At 30.2% G+C, this 17,845-nt stretch carries 12 protein-coding genes; 11 read left to right on the top strand and 1 reads right to left on the bottom strand.

The window, feature by feature from the left end:
• The first annotated feature begins 100 nt into the window (after nucleotides 1–100).
• From AC2A4K_RS16725 to AC2A4K_RS16685, 9 genes are all read left to right on the top strand, one after another.
• Nucleotides 101–2,854, top strand: a complete 2,754-nt coding sequence (locus tag AC2A4K_RS16725) for a sigma-54-dependent transcriptional regulator (protein WP_322504831.1) — start codon at nucleotides 101–103, stop codon at nucleotides 2,852–2,854.
• Nucleotides 2,855–3,088: 234 nt separating this feature from the next.
• Nucleotides 3,089–3,394: a PTS sugar transporter subunit IIB gene (locus AC2A4K_RS16720; protein ID WP_322504830.1), complete on the top strand. Its 306-nt coding sequence runs from the start codon at nucleotides 3,089–3,091 to the stop codon at nucleotides 3,392–3,394.
• Nucleotides 3,395–3,473: 79 nt separating this feature from the next.
• Nucleotides 3,474–3,779: a PTS lactose/cellobiose transporter subunit IIA gene (locus tag AC2A4K_RS16715; protein ID WP_322504829.1), complete on the top strand. Its 306-nt coding sequence runs from the start codon at nucleotides 3,474–3,476 to the stop codon at nucleotides 3,777–3,779.
• A 77-nt stretch (nucleotides 3,780–3,856) separates the two neighbouring features.
• Nucleotides 3,857–4,753: an N-acetylglucosamine kinase gene (locus AC2A4K_RS16710; RefSeq protein WP_322504828.1), complete on the top strand. Its 897-nt coding sequence runs from the start codon at nucleotides 3,857–3,859 to the stop codon at nucleotides 4,751–4,753.
• Between the two features lie 16 nt (nucleotides 4,754–4,769).
• Nucleotides 4,770–5,861, top strand: a complete 1,092-nt coding sequence (locus AC2A4K_RS16705) for a DUF871 domain-containing protein (protein WP_322504827.1) — start codon at nucleotides 4,770–4,772, stop codon at nucleotides 5,859–5,861.
• Nucleotides 5,862–6,296: 435 nt separating this feature from the next.
• On the top strand, nucleotides 6,297–7,625 hold the full coding sequence (locus AC2A4K_RS16700) for a 6-phospho-beta-glucosidase (RefSeq protein ID WP_322504826.1): 1,329 nt from the start codon (nucleotides 6,297–6,299) through the stop codon (nucleotides 7,623–7,625).
• Nucleotides 7,626–7,714: 89 nt separating this feature from the next.
• Complete coding sequence (locus AC2A4K_RS16695; protein WP_322504825.1) at nucleotides 7,715–8,992, top strand: PTS sugar transporter subunit IIC; 1,278 nt, start codon at nucleotides 7,715–7,717, stop codon at nucleotides 8,990–8,992.
• 203 nt (nucleotides 8,993–9,195) lie between these two features.
• Nucleotides 9,196–9,813, top strand: coding sequence for a DNA-3-methyladenine glycosylase (locus tag AC2A4K_RS16690; RefSeq protein ID WP_322504824.1), 618 nt, complete (start codon nucleotides 9,196–9,198; stop codon nucleotides 9,811–9,813).
• Between the two features lie 87 nt (nucleotides 9,814–9,900).
• Nucleotides 9,901–11,373, top strand: coding sequence for a 4Fe-4S dicluster domain-containing protein (locus AC2A4K_RS16685; RefSeq protein ID WP_322504823.1), 1,473 nt, complete (start codon nucleotides 9,901–9,903; stop codon nucleotides 11,371–11,373).
• 223 nt (nucleotides 11,374–11,596) lie between these two features.
• Here the strand turns inward: AC2A4K_RS16685 and AC2A4K_RS16680 are convergent, their stop codons facing one another.
• On the bottom strand, nucleotides 11,597–12,484 hold the full coding sequence (locus AC2A4K_RS16680) for a hypothetical protein (protein WP_322504822.1): 888 nt from the start codon (nucleotides 12,482–12,484) through the stop codon (nucleotides 11,597–11,599).
• Between the two features lie 656 nt (nucleotides 12,485–13,140).
• Here AC2A4K_RS16680 and AC2A4K_RS16675 point away from each other — a divergent pair.
• Together AC2A4K_RS16675 and carB are read left to right on the top strand one after the other, a co-directional pair.
• Complete coding sequence (locus AC2A4K_RS16675) at nucleotides 13,141–14,190, top strand: carbamoyl phosphate synthase small subunit (RefSeq protein WP_322504821.1); 1,050 nt, start codon at nucleotides 13,141–13,143, stop codon at nucleotides 14,188–14,190.
• Between the two features lie 12 nt (nucleotides 14,191–14,202).
• The gene (gene carB, locus AC2A4K_RS16670; protein ID WP_322504820.1) at nucleotides 14,203–17,406 is read left to right on the top strand and encodes a carbamoyl-phosphate synthase large subunit; all 3,204 of its coding nucleotides are present in this window, start codon (nucleotides 14,203–14,205) and stop codon (nucleotides 17,404–17,406) included.
• Nucleotides 17,407–17,845: the final 439 nt, after the last annotated feature.

The raw sequence follows: 17,845 nt of genomic DNA, 5'->3' as shown, positions 1-17,845 counted from the left end.
ATATTTTTTTGTAAAAATTAATATACGATGATAATAATTATTTAATGGTGTAAAAGCTTTTAAATTTTAAAGTTATAATTTTTTAAATTGGAGGCTTTAGATGAGAAAAATCGATGATGTTTTAAAAGCGGTTATTTTACTCGAAGGAAAAGAAGATAAGGGAGTAACGGCAAGTGAAGTTGGAGAATACCTAAACTTAGATAGAGCAAATGTAAGTAGGTATTTAAATAAGTTATACAAGGAAAATAAAATAAAAAAAATAGAAGGAAGACCTGTACTTTATAAGGTTGGAAAAGAAGAGGAAAAAATTGAGCAAGATATTAAGATTATCGAGAATGACAAAGAGCCTCATGAAGAAAGATTAGGCATTGAAGTTGAGAATAGCTTAGATAATTTAGTCGGAGCAAACCAATCATTACAAATACCTATACAACAAGCAAAGGCAGCTATACTTTATCCACCTTCAGGATTACACACATTAATTTTAGGAGAAACAGGTGTTGGTAAATCTATGTTTGCAGAAGCTATGTATTTTTTTGCAAAGGAATCACATGTATTAAATGAGAATTCTCCATTTGTAAGATTTAACTGTGCAGATTATGCAGATAATCCTCAGTTAGTTATAGCACAGATATTTGGTGTTAAGAAAGGTGCATTTACTGGGGCCGACAGGGATAAAGATGGACTGCTAAAAAAGGCTGATGGCGGTATTTTATTTTTAGATGAAATACACAGACTTTCTCCACAGGGGCAAGAGATGTTATTTACATTCATAGATAAAGGTGTTTTTAGACCTTTAGGTGAAACAGAAAAGCAAGAAGAAGTTAGAGTTCAAATAATAGCGGCAACTACAGAAGATCCTAAATCATACTTATTACAGACATTTACTAGAAGAATTCCTATGACAATAGTTTTACCACCATTAAGAGAAAGAACTATTGAGGAAAGATACGATTTATTAGAAGAGTTTATAAAGTCAGAATCTCTAAGATTGAAGGAAAGTATATATATAAATAAAAATGCATTAATTTCTTTCTTATTATATGATTGTCCAAATAATATAGGACAATTAAAGAGTGATATTCAATTATCATGTGCAAAAGCATTTTTAAATTATAAATTTAATAAGAAGAAATATATAATAATAGAGCAATCGGATCTTCAATCTATAGTTAAAAAAGGAATAATGAAACTTAAGGAAAATAGAGATGAAATAAACAGACTTTTTGATGGTGTTGAAGATGTATTACGCTTTTCCTATAAGGAGAATTTAAATAATAAAAATTTAAGTGGTGAAAAGAAGGAAGACGGAGAATCTTTTTATGAAACTATAGAAAATAAAATAGATAGTTTAAAAGGTAAAGGTGTTAAAGAAGAAGAAATAACAGATATTTTAAATGTTGATATAGAAGAGTATTTCAGAAAATATATGAAAAACCTAAAAGGAAACTTCAGAAAAGATGAAATACTAAAGATCGTTGATAGCAGAATTGTTGATATTGTTGAAAAAATATTAGCTTATGCTTCAGAGAAGTTAGGCAGAGAATATGATGATAAGGTTTATTATGGACTAGCACTTCATCTTCAAGGAAGTATAGAGCGTATAATAAATGGAAATAAGATTTATCACCCGAAACTTAATAGTATAAGAGCCGAATATAATAGAGAATTCATTATTGCTATGAATGCCGTTAAAATGATTGAAGATGAATTTGGAGTACAAGTATCTTTAGATGAAATAGGATATATAACAATGTTCTTAGCAGCTGATTCAGATACTGTTAACAAAAAGGATAATCGTAAAGTTGGAGTTTTAGTAATAATGCATGGAGCAAGTACTGCTAGTTCTATGGCGGAAGTTGCTAATACATTAATTGGAGAACAGCATGTTGAAGCTTTAGATATGCCTTTATCTATGAAAGCAGAGGATATGTTTGAAAATGTGAAAAAGAAGACTAAAGAGATTGATAGAGGTAAAGGTGTTTTAATTTTAGCTGATATGGGTTCTTTGGTTAATTTTGGTGAAATTTTAAAAGAAGAATTAAATATTAAGATTAAAACTGTAGATATGGTAAGTACACTTTCTGTAATAGAAGCAGGAAGAAAAGCCTTAAGTGGAAGAGATTTAGAATCAATATATCAATCATGTGTAGATATAAATAAATATGGTGTAAGAAGCGATAGAAAAGAAGAAGAGGAGGATAAGAAAGAAATAGCTATAGTTACAACTTGTTTTACAGGAGAAGGATCAGCTGAAAGGTTAAAGAAAATAATAGGTGAAAAACTTCATAATATAGATAATGTAAATATAATTTCTTTAGATATTTTAGATAAGGAAAAATTCTTCAAAAAGTTACAGAGTGTAAGAAGAGATTATATTGTAGCAGCTATAGTTGGAACTGTTAATATGTTTGTTGAAGATATTCCATTTATATCTGCGGCTGAAGTATTTACTGAAAAGGGTATAGAAAGATTAGATGGTATAGTTGATAGAGAGAGCGATTTTAATAAAATATGTGAATCTTTAAAAACACAAATTAAAGGAGTTAACTGCTATAATTTAGTCAATGATATAAGAACATTTATAAATAATGTAGAGAATAGTTTAGATATGAAAGTTGAACCAGCTGCAGAAATAGGAATTTTAATGCATGTTTCTTTCTTAGTTGATAAGTTAAGAAATAAAGGTAAAGAAACAATGTTTAATGGTTTAAATGAATATAGAGCTAAACACAATAAAGATTTCATTATGGTAAAGAGAGCATTAAAAATAATAGAAGTTGATTACAATATAAATATAGGTGACGATGAAATTGCTTATATAGTTAAGATGATTTTAAATAATAGAGTATAAAATTTAGTTAGTGTGCTAAATTTAAAAAAGTGTGTATAGTGTGTACACACTTTTTTTTATGTGTTAAACTATCTAAAAATGGCTTAAATACTAGCTTTTATAATATTTTTTTAATTTAAAAATAACACAGAAAAGTTGGCATGATAATTGCTTTAATATATAGCATAAGATAAAAATAAATTAAAAAAATAATTAATAATAGATTAAGTTGTTTATTACAAGGAGGAATTCATTATGAAAAAAATATTATTAGTATGTTCAGCAGGTATGTCAACAAGTTTATTAGTAAGCAAAATGCAAGAAGCTGCAAAAGCTAAAGGTATAGAATGTGAAATAGATGCAGTTGCAGAAGCAGAAGCTAAAAATAGAATTGATGAAATCGATGTATTATTATTAGGACCACAAGTTAGATTCTTATTATCAAAATTCCAAGGATTATTAGCTCCTAAAGGAGTTCCAGTAGAAGTTATAGATACAATAGCTTATGGTACTATGAACGGTGAAAAGGTATTAAACAGAGCTTTAGAAATCGCAAAATAGTATAAAAAGATTAACGTATAAAATATTAGGTTATTGATGAATAGAAAGACGGGAATTTAAGGCAAAAGGAAGTGTGAAAATGGAAGAAATAATTATGAATTTAATAATACACAGTGGAGAAGCTAGAAGCTATGCTATGGAGGCTATGCAACTTGCTAAAACTGGAGATATAGAGGGTGCTAAAAACCTAATAGAAAAATCAGCTGTTCAATTAGGTGAAGCTCATAAATCACAAACAGCTCTAATCCAAGGTGAGGCTGGTGGAGAAAAAGCAGAAATATCAATGCTATTAATTCATGCACAAGACCACTTAATGACTACTATGACATTAAAGGATTTAGCAAATGAGATAGTTGATTTATATCAAAAAATAGAAGAAAAATAATTCTATTACTCACATAAATAAGCTCTAATGTTTTAGCATTAGAGCTTATTAAATATATTCATAAGGAGGGAGTTTCAATGGATTATATTATAGGTGTTGATGGTGGCGGAACCAAAACAGAAGCTGTTGCTTATGATTTAGAAGGAGAGGTTCTAAAAACATCATTAAAAGGATTTGCAAATCTTTTAAATGGTAAGGATGAGGCTTTAAATAATATAGTAGATTCTATAAAAGAGCTTATTGATGAATTAGGAAAAGATGAGTTAAAGGGTGTTTATCTTGGTATTGCAGGAATGGAAGTTGGAGATAACACTAAATACATATTGGATGCAGTTAAAGAAGCTTTTGATATAGAGGCATCACTTATGAATGATGGTGAATTAGCTTTAAAAGCAATGTTAAAAGGTGAAGATGGAATACTTGTAATTGCAGGTACTGGCTCAATCGTTTTTGGAATAAATAATGGGAAAGTGGCTAGGTGCGGTGGATACGGACATCTACTAGGTGATGAAGGTAGTGGATATAAAATATCTATAGATGCTTTAAAGAATATTCTTTTTGAAGAAGATAATTCTCTTGAGAAGTCAGATTTAAGTCTTGCAATAATGAAGGAATTCAATTGGGATTCTGTTGATGATATAGTTGAGTTTGTTTATTCATCATCAAAGGATGAAATAGCTAAGGTAGCTCCTATAGTATCAAAGTTTGCTGAAGCTGGAGATATATTCTCAATAGGAATATTAGAAAAAGAGGCTATTGCTTTAGCAAAAACAACACAAAATGTTTATGGAAAACTAGGTTTTGAAAAATGTTCAATAGGTCTAGTTGGCGGTGTTGTGAGAAAAAGCAAAATTATGAGAGAAACATTTGAGAAATGCTTAAAGGAGCATATAAATGTTATTGATTTTATAGATGAAAGTGTTTCAGCGGCAAAAGGCGCTTATTATATAAATTTAAAAGAAAGAAATAAATAATAGAGGAGGAGTCAAAATGAGAAGATTAGGAATATCAGTTTACCCAAGTCATAGTCCAATAAATGAAATTGTTGATTATATACATTTAGCAGGAAAATATGGATTTAAGAGAATATTTACTTGTCTTATATCAGCAAGTGATAAAAGTACTGAAGAAGTTATAGAAGAGTTTAAAATAATGTTAAAGGCAGCCAATGAAGAGGGTATGGAAGTAATTGCTGACTTAGATCCAACAGTATTTAAAAGTTTAAATGCTTCAATAAATGATTTAAAAGTATTTAAGGATATGGGATTAAGTGGAATAAGACTAGATATGGGATTCAGTGGACAAGAAGAAGCTTTAATGACATACAATAAGTATGGTTTAAAAATAGAGCTTAACATGAGTAATGGAACTAAATATGTAGATAATATAATGTCATACATGCCAAATAAGGAGAACTTATATGGATGTCATAATTTTTATCCTCATGTTTATACAGGACTTGAATACAATCATTTTATAAAATGTTCAGAACAGTTTAAAGAGTTTGGATTAAAGACTGCAGCTTTTGTTAATTCACCAAGTGCAGACCATGGTCCATGGCCAGTTTCAGAAGGATTATGTACTTTAGAAGAACATAGAAATCTTCCAATAGAAGTTCAAGCTAAGCATCTTTTTGCAACTGGATTAATTGATGATGTAATAATAGCTAATGCTTTTGCATCAGAAGAAGAATTAAAAGCATTAAGCGAAATAAATAAAGAGATGATAACTTTAGATGTTGAACTTGTTTCAGATATACCAGAAATAGAAAGAAAAATAGTATTGGAGGAACCTCATTTTAATAGAGGAGATGTTTCTGCTTATATGATAAGGTCAACTCAAAGTAGAGTTAAATATAAAGTTCATAGTTTCCCACCATTCAACACTCCAGATATAAGAAGAGGAGATATTTTAATTGATTCTGATTTATATACTAGATATGCTGGTGAACTTCAAGTGGCACTTAAGGATATGAAGAATGCTGGAAAAACTAATGTAGTAGGTAGAATTAAAGAAGATGAGATATTCTTATTAGATTATATAAAACCATGGATGACATTTGGTTTTAGATTAAAAAAATAGTTTCCCCAATAATTGTATTATTCCTAATATAGAGAAGTGTATTAAAGTTTTTTAATACACTTCTTTTTAATTTAACTATATAGATAGAAAGTTTTATTAATAATTAGAATATAAGTTTATTTAAATTTGAATTAAGATATATGAATTTTAAATAATTAAATTAATTTTTATAGTTATTATTACTTAAAATTGATTAAATTCCAAATACTAGTGTAAAAATACTAGAATTAATGCACAGAATATAAGAAATTACTACAAATGACTATGTGTGTAAAGGTTTTTTGCACAGAAAAAAGTTAGTGTGTAATCAATTTCTATTAAAAATTCTAGTAAAAATGAGGATTAAGGTGATTTTTAAATTATTTCAGTTTTGGCACGATAATTGCTTTAATAATTAGTGTAGTCAAAAGAGAAAAATAAGGAGGTTTAGGAGAAATGAAGGATGGTTTAAAAATTGTAACTATTGGCGGTGGATCAAGTTACACTCCTGAATTAGTAGAAGGTTTTATAAAAAGATACGATGAACTACCTATAAGAGAATTATGGTTAGTTGACATAGAAGAAGGTAAGGAAAAGCTAGAGACAGTTGGTAATTTAGCAAAGAGAATGGTTGAAAAAGCTGGAGTACCAATGGAGATACATTTAACTTTAAATAGAAGAGAAGCGTTAAAGGATGCAGATTTTGTAACTACTCAAATGAGGGTAGGATTACTAGATGCAAGAATAAAAGATGAAAGAATTCCATTAAGTCATGGAGTTATTGGACAAGAAACTAACGGTGCTGGTGGATTATTTAAAGCACTAAGAACTATCCCAGTTATCTTAAATATAGATAAGGATATGGCAGAGCTTTGTCCTAATGCTTGGATGATAAATTTCACAAATCCAGCAGGAATGGTAACTGAAGCTTTAATAAGATATGGAAGAAACAAAAAGGTTATTGGTTTATGTAATGTACCAATAGGAATGGAAAAAGCAGCTGCAAAGGTTTTAGGTGTAGAACATGATAGATTAAGAATGAACTTTGCAGGACTTAATCACATGGTATTTGGAACTGATGTATTTGTTGATGGAGAAAAAGTTACTGATAAGCTTATAGATGCATTAGCAAATGGTGAAATAGGACAAATAGTTAAAAACATTTCAGATTTCTCATGGAATCAAGATTTTATAAGAGGTTTAGGTGTTATGCCTTGTCCATATCACAAATACTACTATCAAAGTTCAAAAATGCTTGAAGATGAATTAAAAGAATTTTCAAAAGGTGAAACTAGAGCAGAAGTTGTTAAGAGAGTTGAAGACGATTTATTTGCTCTTTATAGAGATCCAGAATTAAATATTAAACCACCTCAATTAGAAAAAAGAGGAGGAGCTTACTATAGTGATGCAGCTTGTAGATTAATACATTCAATTTATAATGATAAATGTGATATACAACCTGTAGATATTAGAAATAATGGCGCTATAGAGGGAATTGATGATGATTCAGCAGTAGAGGTTTCATGTTTAATAACTAAAGATGGTCCAAAGCCATTAGCAGTTGGAAAATTACCTGTAGCCGTAAATGGATTAGTACAAGAAATTAAGAGCTTCGAAAGATTAGCAGTGGAAGCAGCTGTAGAAGGAAACTATGAAAAGGCTGTACTTGCTTTAACAATTAATCCATTAGTAAGATCTGATGAATTAGCAAAAACTTTAGTAGATGAGTTATTAGAAGCTCATAAAGATTATTTACCACAATTTAAAGATCATTTTGAAAAGTAATTAAGTAATATTCTAAGCCATCTAGGATTTTAGAAATTATTATAAATTTTTGTAGATGGCTTGGATTAAATAAAAAGGAGGAATTATACATGAAGAAGTTTTTTGAATTTATGGAAAAATACTTTGTTCCTGTTGCCGCTAAAATAGGTGGTCAAAGACACTTAGTTGCAATCCGTGATGGTTTCGTAACTATCACTCCACTAGTTATAGCAGGATCATTCGCAGTATTAATAAACAACTTAGGTTTTGAATGGTATCAAAACTTTATGAACTCTTTCTTACCGGCTAACTGGAAGGATTTCGGAGGATCAATTTGGAATGCATCATTCGGAATAATGTCACTTTTAGTAGTATGTACAATATCATATCACTTAGCTAGATCATATGATAAAGATGGTATGGCTTCAGCTATGGTATCTTTAGGATCATTGATTATACTTTACACATTTAATCCAGATGGCGCTATGCCAATGACTTATTTAGGTGGATCAGGATTATTCGTAGCAATTATCGTTGCAATCGTTGCAACTGAAATATTTACTAGATTACTTGGAAATCCAAAGCTAGTTATTAAGATGCCAAATGGTGTTCCACCAGCAGTAGCTAAATCATTTGCAGCTTTATTCCCATCAATCATAGTATTAGTAATAGCTGCAGCTGTTAAGTATATCTTTGTTGGATTTGGAATAAATAACATTCATGAATCATTATTCATGCTAATACAAGCACCTTTACAAGGAGCACTTTCAAGTTATCCAGGATTAATGATATTAGTATTCTTCCAACAATTATTATGGTTCTTTGGATTACACGGTTCAAACATCTTAGCACCAGTTATAAACGCTGTATTATTACCTTTAACAGAGGCTAATATGCATGCTGCTGCTCAAGGTTTAACTCCAGAATTCATAGTAAACAGCCAATTCTTAGATTCATATGTAAATATGGGTGGATCAGGAACAACTATAGCATTATTAATAGCTATATTCTTAGTAGGTAGAAAGAGTAAGACTCAAATGATGATAGCAAAACTTGGTGCAGCACCAGGATGCTTCAACATCAACGAACCAGTTATATTTGGTATGCCTTTAGTATTAAATCCAATATACTTCATACCATTCGTAATTGCACCAATGGTTACAGGTTCAATTGCTTACTTCTTAACAGCTATAGGTTTTGTTCCTAAGGTAACAATCATGGCTAACTGGACAATGCCACCAGTATTTGGAGCATTCTTATCAACTAACTCATTAATGGGTGCATTAACAGCACTTATTTGTATAGCAGTAGCAGTATTAATTTACATTCCATTTGTAATGATTGCTACAAGAGAAGAGTTAAAATTAGAACAAGCACAAAACAACTAATTCAAATATAAGAAAAAGCACTTTGATTTTAATCAAGGTGCTTTTTTATTTTTAGAATAAGAGTATTATTTATATTTAATAATCTATTATATTTTTGATAAACTAAATTTAAAATGATTCTTAGAAAAGTTTTGATTTTTAGGATATTTTAAAATAAAAATCAGTTCAATATCAATTACGATTATTAATTTTGGAGGCAAATTATGAGGTTAAATAAAGAATTTTTTAATAGAGATACACTAATAGTAGCAAAAGAATTACTAGGAAAGATTTTAGTTAGAAAGATTGACGGAGTTATATTAAAGGGGAAAATTGTTGAAACTGAGGCTTATATAGGAGCTATAGACAAGGCTTCTCATGCTTATGGAGGTAGGAGAACTAATAGAACAGAGACACTTTATGAGGAGCCTGGAACTTCTTATGTATATTCTATATATGGTATGTATTATTGCTTAAATTTAATAAGTGAAGAAAAAGATGTAGCAGCAGGGGTTCTTATTAGAGGAATTGAGCCTTTAGAGGGAATTGAAGAAATGAGTAAGTTAAGATATAAAAAAACTTATGAAGAACTATCAAATTATGAAAAAAAGAATTTTTCTAATGGACCATCAAAATTATGTATGGCTTTAGGAATAGATAAGAGGGATAACTGCATAAATACTATTAGTAGCGAAGAACTTTATGTTGAAGAAGATTCCTCAAATAAAGAAGTATTTTCTATTGTTGAATCTAAAAGAATAGGAATAGATTATGCTGAGGAGGCAAAAGATTTTTTATGGAGATTTTATATTAAGGATAATAAATTTATATCTAAGAAATAATAATTAAATTTGATTTTTATCTTTGATTTAAGTTTTAACAAAAAGGCATCTACGCTATAATATTAAAATATTTATGGGGGAATTTTTATGGGGATAAAAGATGCTAATAAGCAATATATAAAATTTGATACTTCTGTTCAGGTTCTTAAATATGAGGTTTTAAAAAGGATAGCAGAAAAAGAATTTGATGGTGTTTTAGAAAAAGAAAAACTTAATATAGCTAAGGAAATAGTCGATGATTTAAAACCTAATGTAAGATGTTGTATATATAAAGAGAGAGCCATAGTTGAGGAGAGAATGAAGCTTGCTCTTGGTGGACATAAGAATAGAGAAAATATGATTGAAGTTATAGATATAGCTTGTGATGAGTGTCCTGTTAATAGATTTATAGTAACTGATGCATGTAGAGGATGTTTAGCAAAGAAATGTAGAGATAACTGTAACTTTGGAGCCATAAGCTTTGATAATAGAAGGTGTAAAATAGATTATGAAAAATGTAAAGAATGTGGAAAATGCAAGGAGGTTTGTCCTTATAATGCTATAGCAGAGGTTAAAAGACCATGTATGAGGGCGTGTATTCCTAAAGCTTTATCATACGATGTTGATAGTAAAAAGGCTGTTATAGACGATTCTAAGTGTATTCAGTGTGGCGCCTGTGTTGTAGACTGTCCTTTTGGTGCTATAATGGATAAATCTTATTTAGTTGATGTTATAAGATTATTGAAAAGCAAAGAAAAAACTTATGCTATTGTTGCACCGGCTATATCATCTCAGTTTAATCATAATAAAATTGGTAAGGTGATTACGGCTATAAAGAAATTAGGATTTAATGATGTTTTTGAAGCTGCCTTAGGAGCAGATTTGGTAGCGGTAAATGAATGTAATGAGTTTAAAGAAAAGGGGCAAGTTGAATTTATGACAACTAGTTGTTGTCCAGCATTTGTGTCTTATATAGAAAAAGACTATCCAGAACTTAAAGAATGTATATCTACAACTGTATCTCCCATGGTTGCTATGGCAAGGTTAGTAAAATCACAAAATAAAGATGCGAAAACTGTATTTATAGGGCCATGTATTGCAAAAAAGATGGAAGCTACTAGAAAAGACGTAGATGGAGATGTAGATTATGTTTTGACTTTTGAAGAGTTATTGGCTTTACTTGATTCTAGAAATATAAAAATAGATGAGTGTGAGGAGAGTGAAACAAAAAATGGCTCTTTTTATGGGAGACTTTTTGCTAGAAGTGGAGGTGTTACTGAGTCAGTTAAACATCTTATAGATAGTGAAGGTATGGATATTAATTTTAGACCAATAATAGGTGATGGAATCAAGGATTGTGATATGAAACTTAGACTTGCTAAACTAAAGAGAGCACAAGGGAATTTCCTTGAAGGAATGGCTTGTAAAGGTGGATGTATAAATGGACCAGGATCTTTAAACCATGATATGAAAAATAGTAAAGAAGTAGATAAATATAGTCAATTGTCATCCTTTGAAAAAATAAAGGATACATTAGCTGATATTAAGTTTGAGGATTTAAATCTGGAAAAAAACAAATAAAATATTAGAATACAATTGAGGCAAATATTAAAAATAAAAAAGCCTTTACTTAGATAAGTTTTAATAACTATAAGGAGTTTACTCTTATATTTAAGATGTAAGAGTAAATAAAATCCTTTTAGTTTTAAAATTAGTGAGTAAAGGCTTTTAAAATTTGAATAATAAAATTTAATTGCTTGAAATAAAATAAAGATAACTTGAATGAATTCTATTAAGATCTTATTTAGAAACAAACAAAAGAATCAATTCTCCTTAAATCAACACCAAAGAAGACCCATCTGAATCCAGCCCATCTCCAACCAGAAACTGATCTTCTATCAACTCTAGTCAAATAAGCCCAGTAACTACGACCATTATTTTGCCAAATATAAGTAAATCTAAATAGACAATTTCTTATAGATCCTGGGCTAACAGCTTTTGTAGCTCCGCCTCCACTACTAAATGTTGCGTGTTGAACTCCAGCATCTTGTTTAGATGGTATATGAGATGGTGGTGGTCCCAGTGGTGAAGGAGATTGAGGATTTTGCCAATTAGTAGGTGCAGGTAACATGTTTGCTACATAGCTTACAGGTGCACTGTGGACAAAATCATGTCCCATATCTTTTATTGCGTAAGGTAAATCCTGAACTACTGCAGGGATATTGGCAATATTGTCTGGTATATCCTTAACAGCTGGAGGAATTATTGAAAATTTTGAATTTGATTCACTTTCTCTAGCTCTATAATCTTCAATATAATTATAATTAGATTCATAATCAGGGCTATAATCTTCAATATAATTATAATTAAACCAATAATCAGGGCTGTAATCTTCAATATAGTTATAATTAGATCTATAATCAGGGCTATAATCTTCAATATAATCATAATAATCATAATTTAATCCATAATAAGGGCTATAGTCTTCAATATAATTATAATTAGATCTATAATCAGGGTTATAATCTTCAATATAATTATTATTTATATCTCCTATGTCTACAGGACCATTATAATATCTTTCAAAAAAATCCTGACTTTCTTCTGGAAGAATTTCAAATTCACCGACTTCATCTATTTCTTCATTATCATTAAAAAACCTAATAAAATCATTTGGATAGATTATTTCCATAAGTATCTCCTATAAAATTTTTATTTAGTATTAAACTATGCTTTTTATTATATAAAGGTGAATTTTATAGAGCTTTTAGGAAAATTTAATAATCACAAAAAATGTAGAGAATTGACGAAATAATTGTAGAATTTCAATGAATTCCATTGACAAAACGCTCTATATGTATAATAATTATAATTGCTTCAATAGGACAATGAAGTAGGTATAGGTTTGAAATTAAGTTAAGGTGCTAGGTGTTTTACATCTAGCACCTTAACTTTTTGTTTGAAAATAAATTTTCTTATTAAAACTTTTTTAAAATTATTAAATATGCTTGACTATATAAATCTAATAAACTAAAATTGATAATAAGAATTTATCAATAAGATAAAATACACTTTAAATTGGTCCCGTGAGGCCAGAAAGAGGTATAATTATGTTAAATAGAATTTTTTGTTGTACAAAAAAACAGATAGAATTAAAAAATGAAATAGCTTTGTATTTTAATACAATTCCATATAAGAGAGATAAAGAGGTAGTAGAGTGATTGATTTTTTTACGCAATCGCTCTAATACCTCTTTCTTTTAATTAAATAACATTTAGACGATGGCAATGGAATTAAGACCTTTTAAAGTGTGTTTTTAAAATATGATTTTAACTAGGAGGTCTAGAAATGAAAGCAAAGCTTATATTAGAAAATGGCGTGGTATTTGAAGGTAAAGCCTTTGGATATTTAAAGGAATGTGTTGGAGAGGTAGTTTTCAACACAGGAATGACAGGATATCAAGAGGTTTTAACAGACCCTTCTTATTATGGACAAATAGTAACTATGACATATCCTTTAATAGGTAACTACGGAATTAACTTAGAGGATTTAGAATCTAAGGAACCGAAGGTAAGAGGATTCATAGTTAGAGAAAAATGTCAGTATCCAAATAACTTTAGATGTGAGTTAGAGCTTGAAACTTACTTAGCTCAAAATAAGATTTTAGGACTTGATGGTATAGATACAAGAGCCTTAACTAAAATCTTAAGAAATAACGGAACAATGAAGGGAATTATAGTCTTAGATAACTCTAACCTAGAAGATGTTAAGGACAAGTTAGAGGCTTTCTCAAACAGAGATGCAGTTTCAATAGTTTCAACTGATAAAAAGTACGAAATCTCAGGAGAAGGAAAAAATGTAGCTATAATCGACTTCGGAATAAAACAAAACATTATTAGAAATTTTGTTAAAAGAGGATGTAATGTTACAGTATTCCCTTATGACGTGAAGGCAGAAGAAGTTTTAGCAATAAACCCAGACTTAGTATTTTTATCAAATGGACCTGGAGACCCAGAAGATATGGGGACTGCGGTAAATGAGATTAAGAAGATAGTTGGAAAGAAACCAATAGTAGGAATTTGTTTAGGACATCAATTATTAGCTTTAACATTAGGTGGAGAAACTAAGAAGCTTAAGTTCGGACACAGAGGATGTAACCATCCAGTTAAAGATTTAATAAGAAATAGAGTTCATATAACATCACAAAACCATGGATACTATGTTGCTACTTTACCAGAAAATATGGAAATAACTCATGTAAGTATGAATGATGGAACAGTTGAAGGAATGAAGCATAAAGAGTTACCAATATTCTCAGTTCAATTCCATCCAGAAGCATGTCCGGGACCAAAGGATAGCGAATACATCTTTGATGAGTTTATGAAGTACGCATTATAAGGAGGAAATAATATGCCATTAAATAAAGATATAAAAAAAGTTTTAGTAATAGGATCAGGTCCAATAATAATAGGACAAGCAGCAGAGTTTGATTACTCAGGTACTCAAGCTTGTCAAGCTCTTAAAGAAGAAGGGATTGAAGTTGTACTTGTAAACTCAAACCCAGCTACAATAATGACTGATAAGGAAATCGCAGATAAGGTTTATCTTGAGCCTTTAACAGTTGAGTTTGTAGAAAAAGTAATTAAAAAAGAAAAACCAGATTCTCTTTTAGCAGGAATGGGTGGACAGACAGGGTTAAATCTTGCTGTTGAACTTTATGAAAAGGGAATTTTAGATAAATATAACGTAAAAGTAATAGGAACATCAGTAGAATCTATTAAAGAGGGTGAAGATAGAGAACTATTCAGAGATATGATGAATAGAATCAATCAGCCTGTTATACAAAGTGAGATTATAACTGATTTAGATGCAGGTATAGCTTTCGCAAGAAAAATAGGATACCCAGTAATAGTTAGACCAGCTTATACACTTGGAGGAACTGGTGGTGGAATAGCTAATAACGAGGAAGAGTTAATAGAAACATTATCATCAGGTTTACAGTTAAGTACTATAGGACAAGTTCTTTTAGAGAAGAGTGTTAAGGGTTGGAAAGAAATCGAGTATGAAGTAATGAGAGACTCTTTTGGTAACTGTATAACAGTTTGTAACATGGAAAACATTGACCCAGTAGGAATACACACTGGTGACTCAATAGTTGTTGCACCAAGTCAAACTTTATCAGATAAAGAATATCAAATGCTTAGAAGTGCATCAATAGATATAATAAATGCAGTAGGAATTGAGGGTGGATGTAACGTTCAGTTTGCTTTAAACCCACATTCATTTGAATATGCAGTAATAGAGATTAACCCAAGGGTTTCAAGATCTTCTGCATTAGCTTCAAAGGCAACAGGTTATCCAATAGCAAAGGTTGCAGCTAAAATAGCTTTAGGTTATGGATTAGATGAAATAAAAAATGCAGTTACAGGAATGACATATGCTTGCTTTGAGCCTTCATTAGACTACGTAGTTGTTAAGATTCCTAAATGGCCTTTTGATAAATTCCATGGAGCAGATAGAGCTTTAGGAACTAAGATGATGGCTACTGGAGAGATAATGGCTATAGGAAGTAACTTCGAGGCAGCATTCTTAAAGGGGATAAGATCATTAGAAATAGGAAAATACTCATTAGAGCATAAAAAGTTCCAAAATCTTTCAATGTATGAGTTAAGAGAAAGGGTAGTTTCTCCAGATGATGAGAGAATATTTGCTTTAGCTGAAATGCTAAGAAGAGGATACAGAATCGATATGGTTTCAAAGATAACTGGTGTAGATATATTCTTCTTAGAAAAATTCAGATGGTTAGTTGAAGAAGAACAAAAGCTTAAGCAAAGCACAATAGATGATTTAAATAGAGATTGGTTATATAAATTAAAAAGAAGAGGATTCTCAGACAAAGCAATAGCTGATATGTTAAGAGTTTCTCCAGATGAAATTTATAGACTAAGAGATATATGGCATATAAAACCTACTTATAAGATGGTTGATACTTGTGGTGGAGAGTTTGAAGCCATATCACCATACTACTATTCAACATATGAACAATATGATGAGGTAGTTGTTTCAGATAATAAGAAGGTTGTGGTTATAGGATCAGGTCCTATAAGAATAGGTCAAGGTATAGAGTTTGACTATGCATCAGTTCACTGTGTAATGGCACTGAGAAAGCAAGGAATTGAAACAATAGTTATAAACAATAACCCAGAGACAGTAAGTACAGACTTCAGTATATCAGACAAACTTTACTTTGAACCATTAACTGAAGAAGATGTTTTAAATATAATAGATAAAGAAAATCCAGATGGAGTTATACTTCAATTTGGAGGACAAACAGCTATAAAACTTGCTAAGTTCTTAAAAGAAAAGAACATTCCTACATTAGGAACTACTTCAGATCAAATAGATCTAGCTGAGGATAGAGAGCAGTTTGATGATTTATTAGAAAGACTTGATATAGCAAGACCAAAAGGAAAAGGTGTATGGAATTTAGAGGAAGGATTAGAGGAAGCTAGAAGATTAGGGTTCCCAATCTTGGTTAGACCTTCATTCGTTCTTGGTGGACAAGGTATGGAAATAACTCATGATGAAGAAGAGTTAACATACTACTTAACAAATGCCTTTGAAAAAGATTCTAAAAATCCAATACTTATAGATAAATACTTAATGGGAAGAGAAATAGAAGTTGATGCTATATCAGATGGAGAAGATGTTCTTGTACCTGGAATAATGGAACATTTAGAAAGAGCGGGAGTTCACTCAGGAGATAGTATAACTATGTATCCGGCTCAAAATATTTCAGAAAAAATAAAAGCAGATGTTCTAGATTACACTAAGAAATTAGCTTTAAGCATAGGAATAAAAGGAATGATAAACATTCAGTTCATCGAGTTTGAAGGAAAGCTTTATGTAATAGAAGTTAATCCAAGAGCTTCAAGAACAGTTCCGTATATATCAAAAGTAAGTGGAGTTCCAATAGTAGATATAGCCACTAGAATAATGCTTGGAGAAAAATTAAAAGACCTTGGATATGGTACAGGAGTTTACAAAGAACCTGAATTAGTATCAGTAAAGGTTCCAGTATTCTCAACTCAAAAACTTCCTAATGTTGAGGTTAGTTTAGGACCAGAGATGAGATCAACAGGAGAAGTCTTAGGAGTAGGAAGAAACGTTTGGGAAGCATTATACAAAGGCTTCATGGCAGCTGGAATGTACACTGGAGCTAATGGTAAAACAATCTTAGCTACAGTAAAAAAACATGATAAACCAGAGTTTATGGAGCTTGCTAAAGGCTTAGATAAGTTAGGATATAACTTTGTAGCAACAGAAGGAACAGCTAAAGAATTAAGAGAGGCTGGCATAGATGCTAAAGAAGTTAGAAGAATAGGAGAAGAATCTCCAAACATTATGGATTTAATCAAGAATAAAGAGATAGACTTAGTTGTAAATACACCAACTAAAGCTAATGACTCTAAGAGAGATGGATTCCATATAAGAAGAGCAGCAATAGAAAGAAATATAGGAGTTATGACTTCACTAGATACTCTTAAGGCTCTAGTAGATTTACAAAAAGAAGGAGCAGATAAGAGAGAGTTAGAGGTATTTAACTTAGTATAAGAAAATTAATAATATAAAAATTTAGTCCTATTGAACTTTATGGTATTTAAAGTTTAATGGGACTTTTCATTTTATTGATATGAACTTTTACTTTAATAAATTATTTTGATTTAGTTTGTGTCACTAATGCTTTAAAATTAGGAATTTAAGGGTTAGTTAAACATCAACATTCATTTAAAACAGAGTTTAAAATTAAAGTTATTTTGTTTTAAATATGCTTTTTAGTTATATGTTGTTTAAAATTTTCCTTTTAGTTAGGGCTCAGTTAGTTTTTAAAATATGTGAAGAAAAGATAATTGTTTTGTGGATAATTTTAATAAAAGTAATTGATTTATTCTAACTGAGCCCTTTGGCGCTGAAAACTTCGATTTTTAGGCTTTGGAAAAAGCAAAACTAGGAATAAATCAAATAGAAAATTAAATGTTAATCTAATTGTAGT

Source organism: Clostridium sp. LIBA-8841, assembly GCF_057782475.1.
Note: the sequence above shows the minus strand (reverse complement) of the source record. Positions and strands in the feature narration are given on the sequence as shown.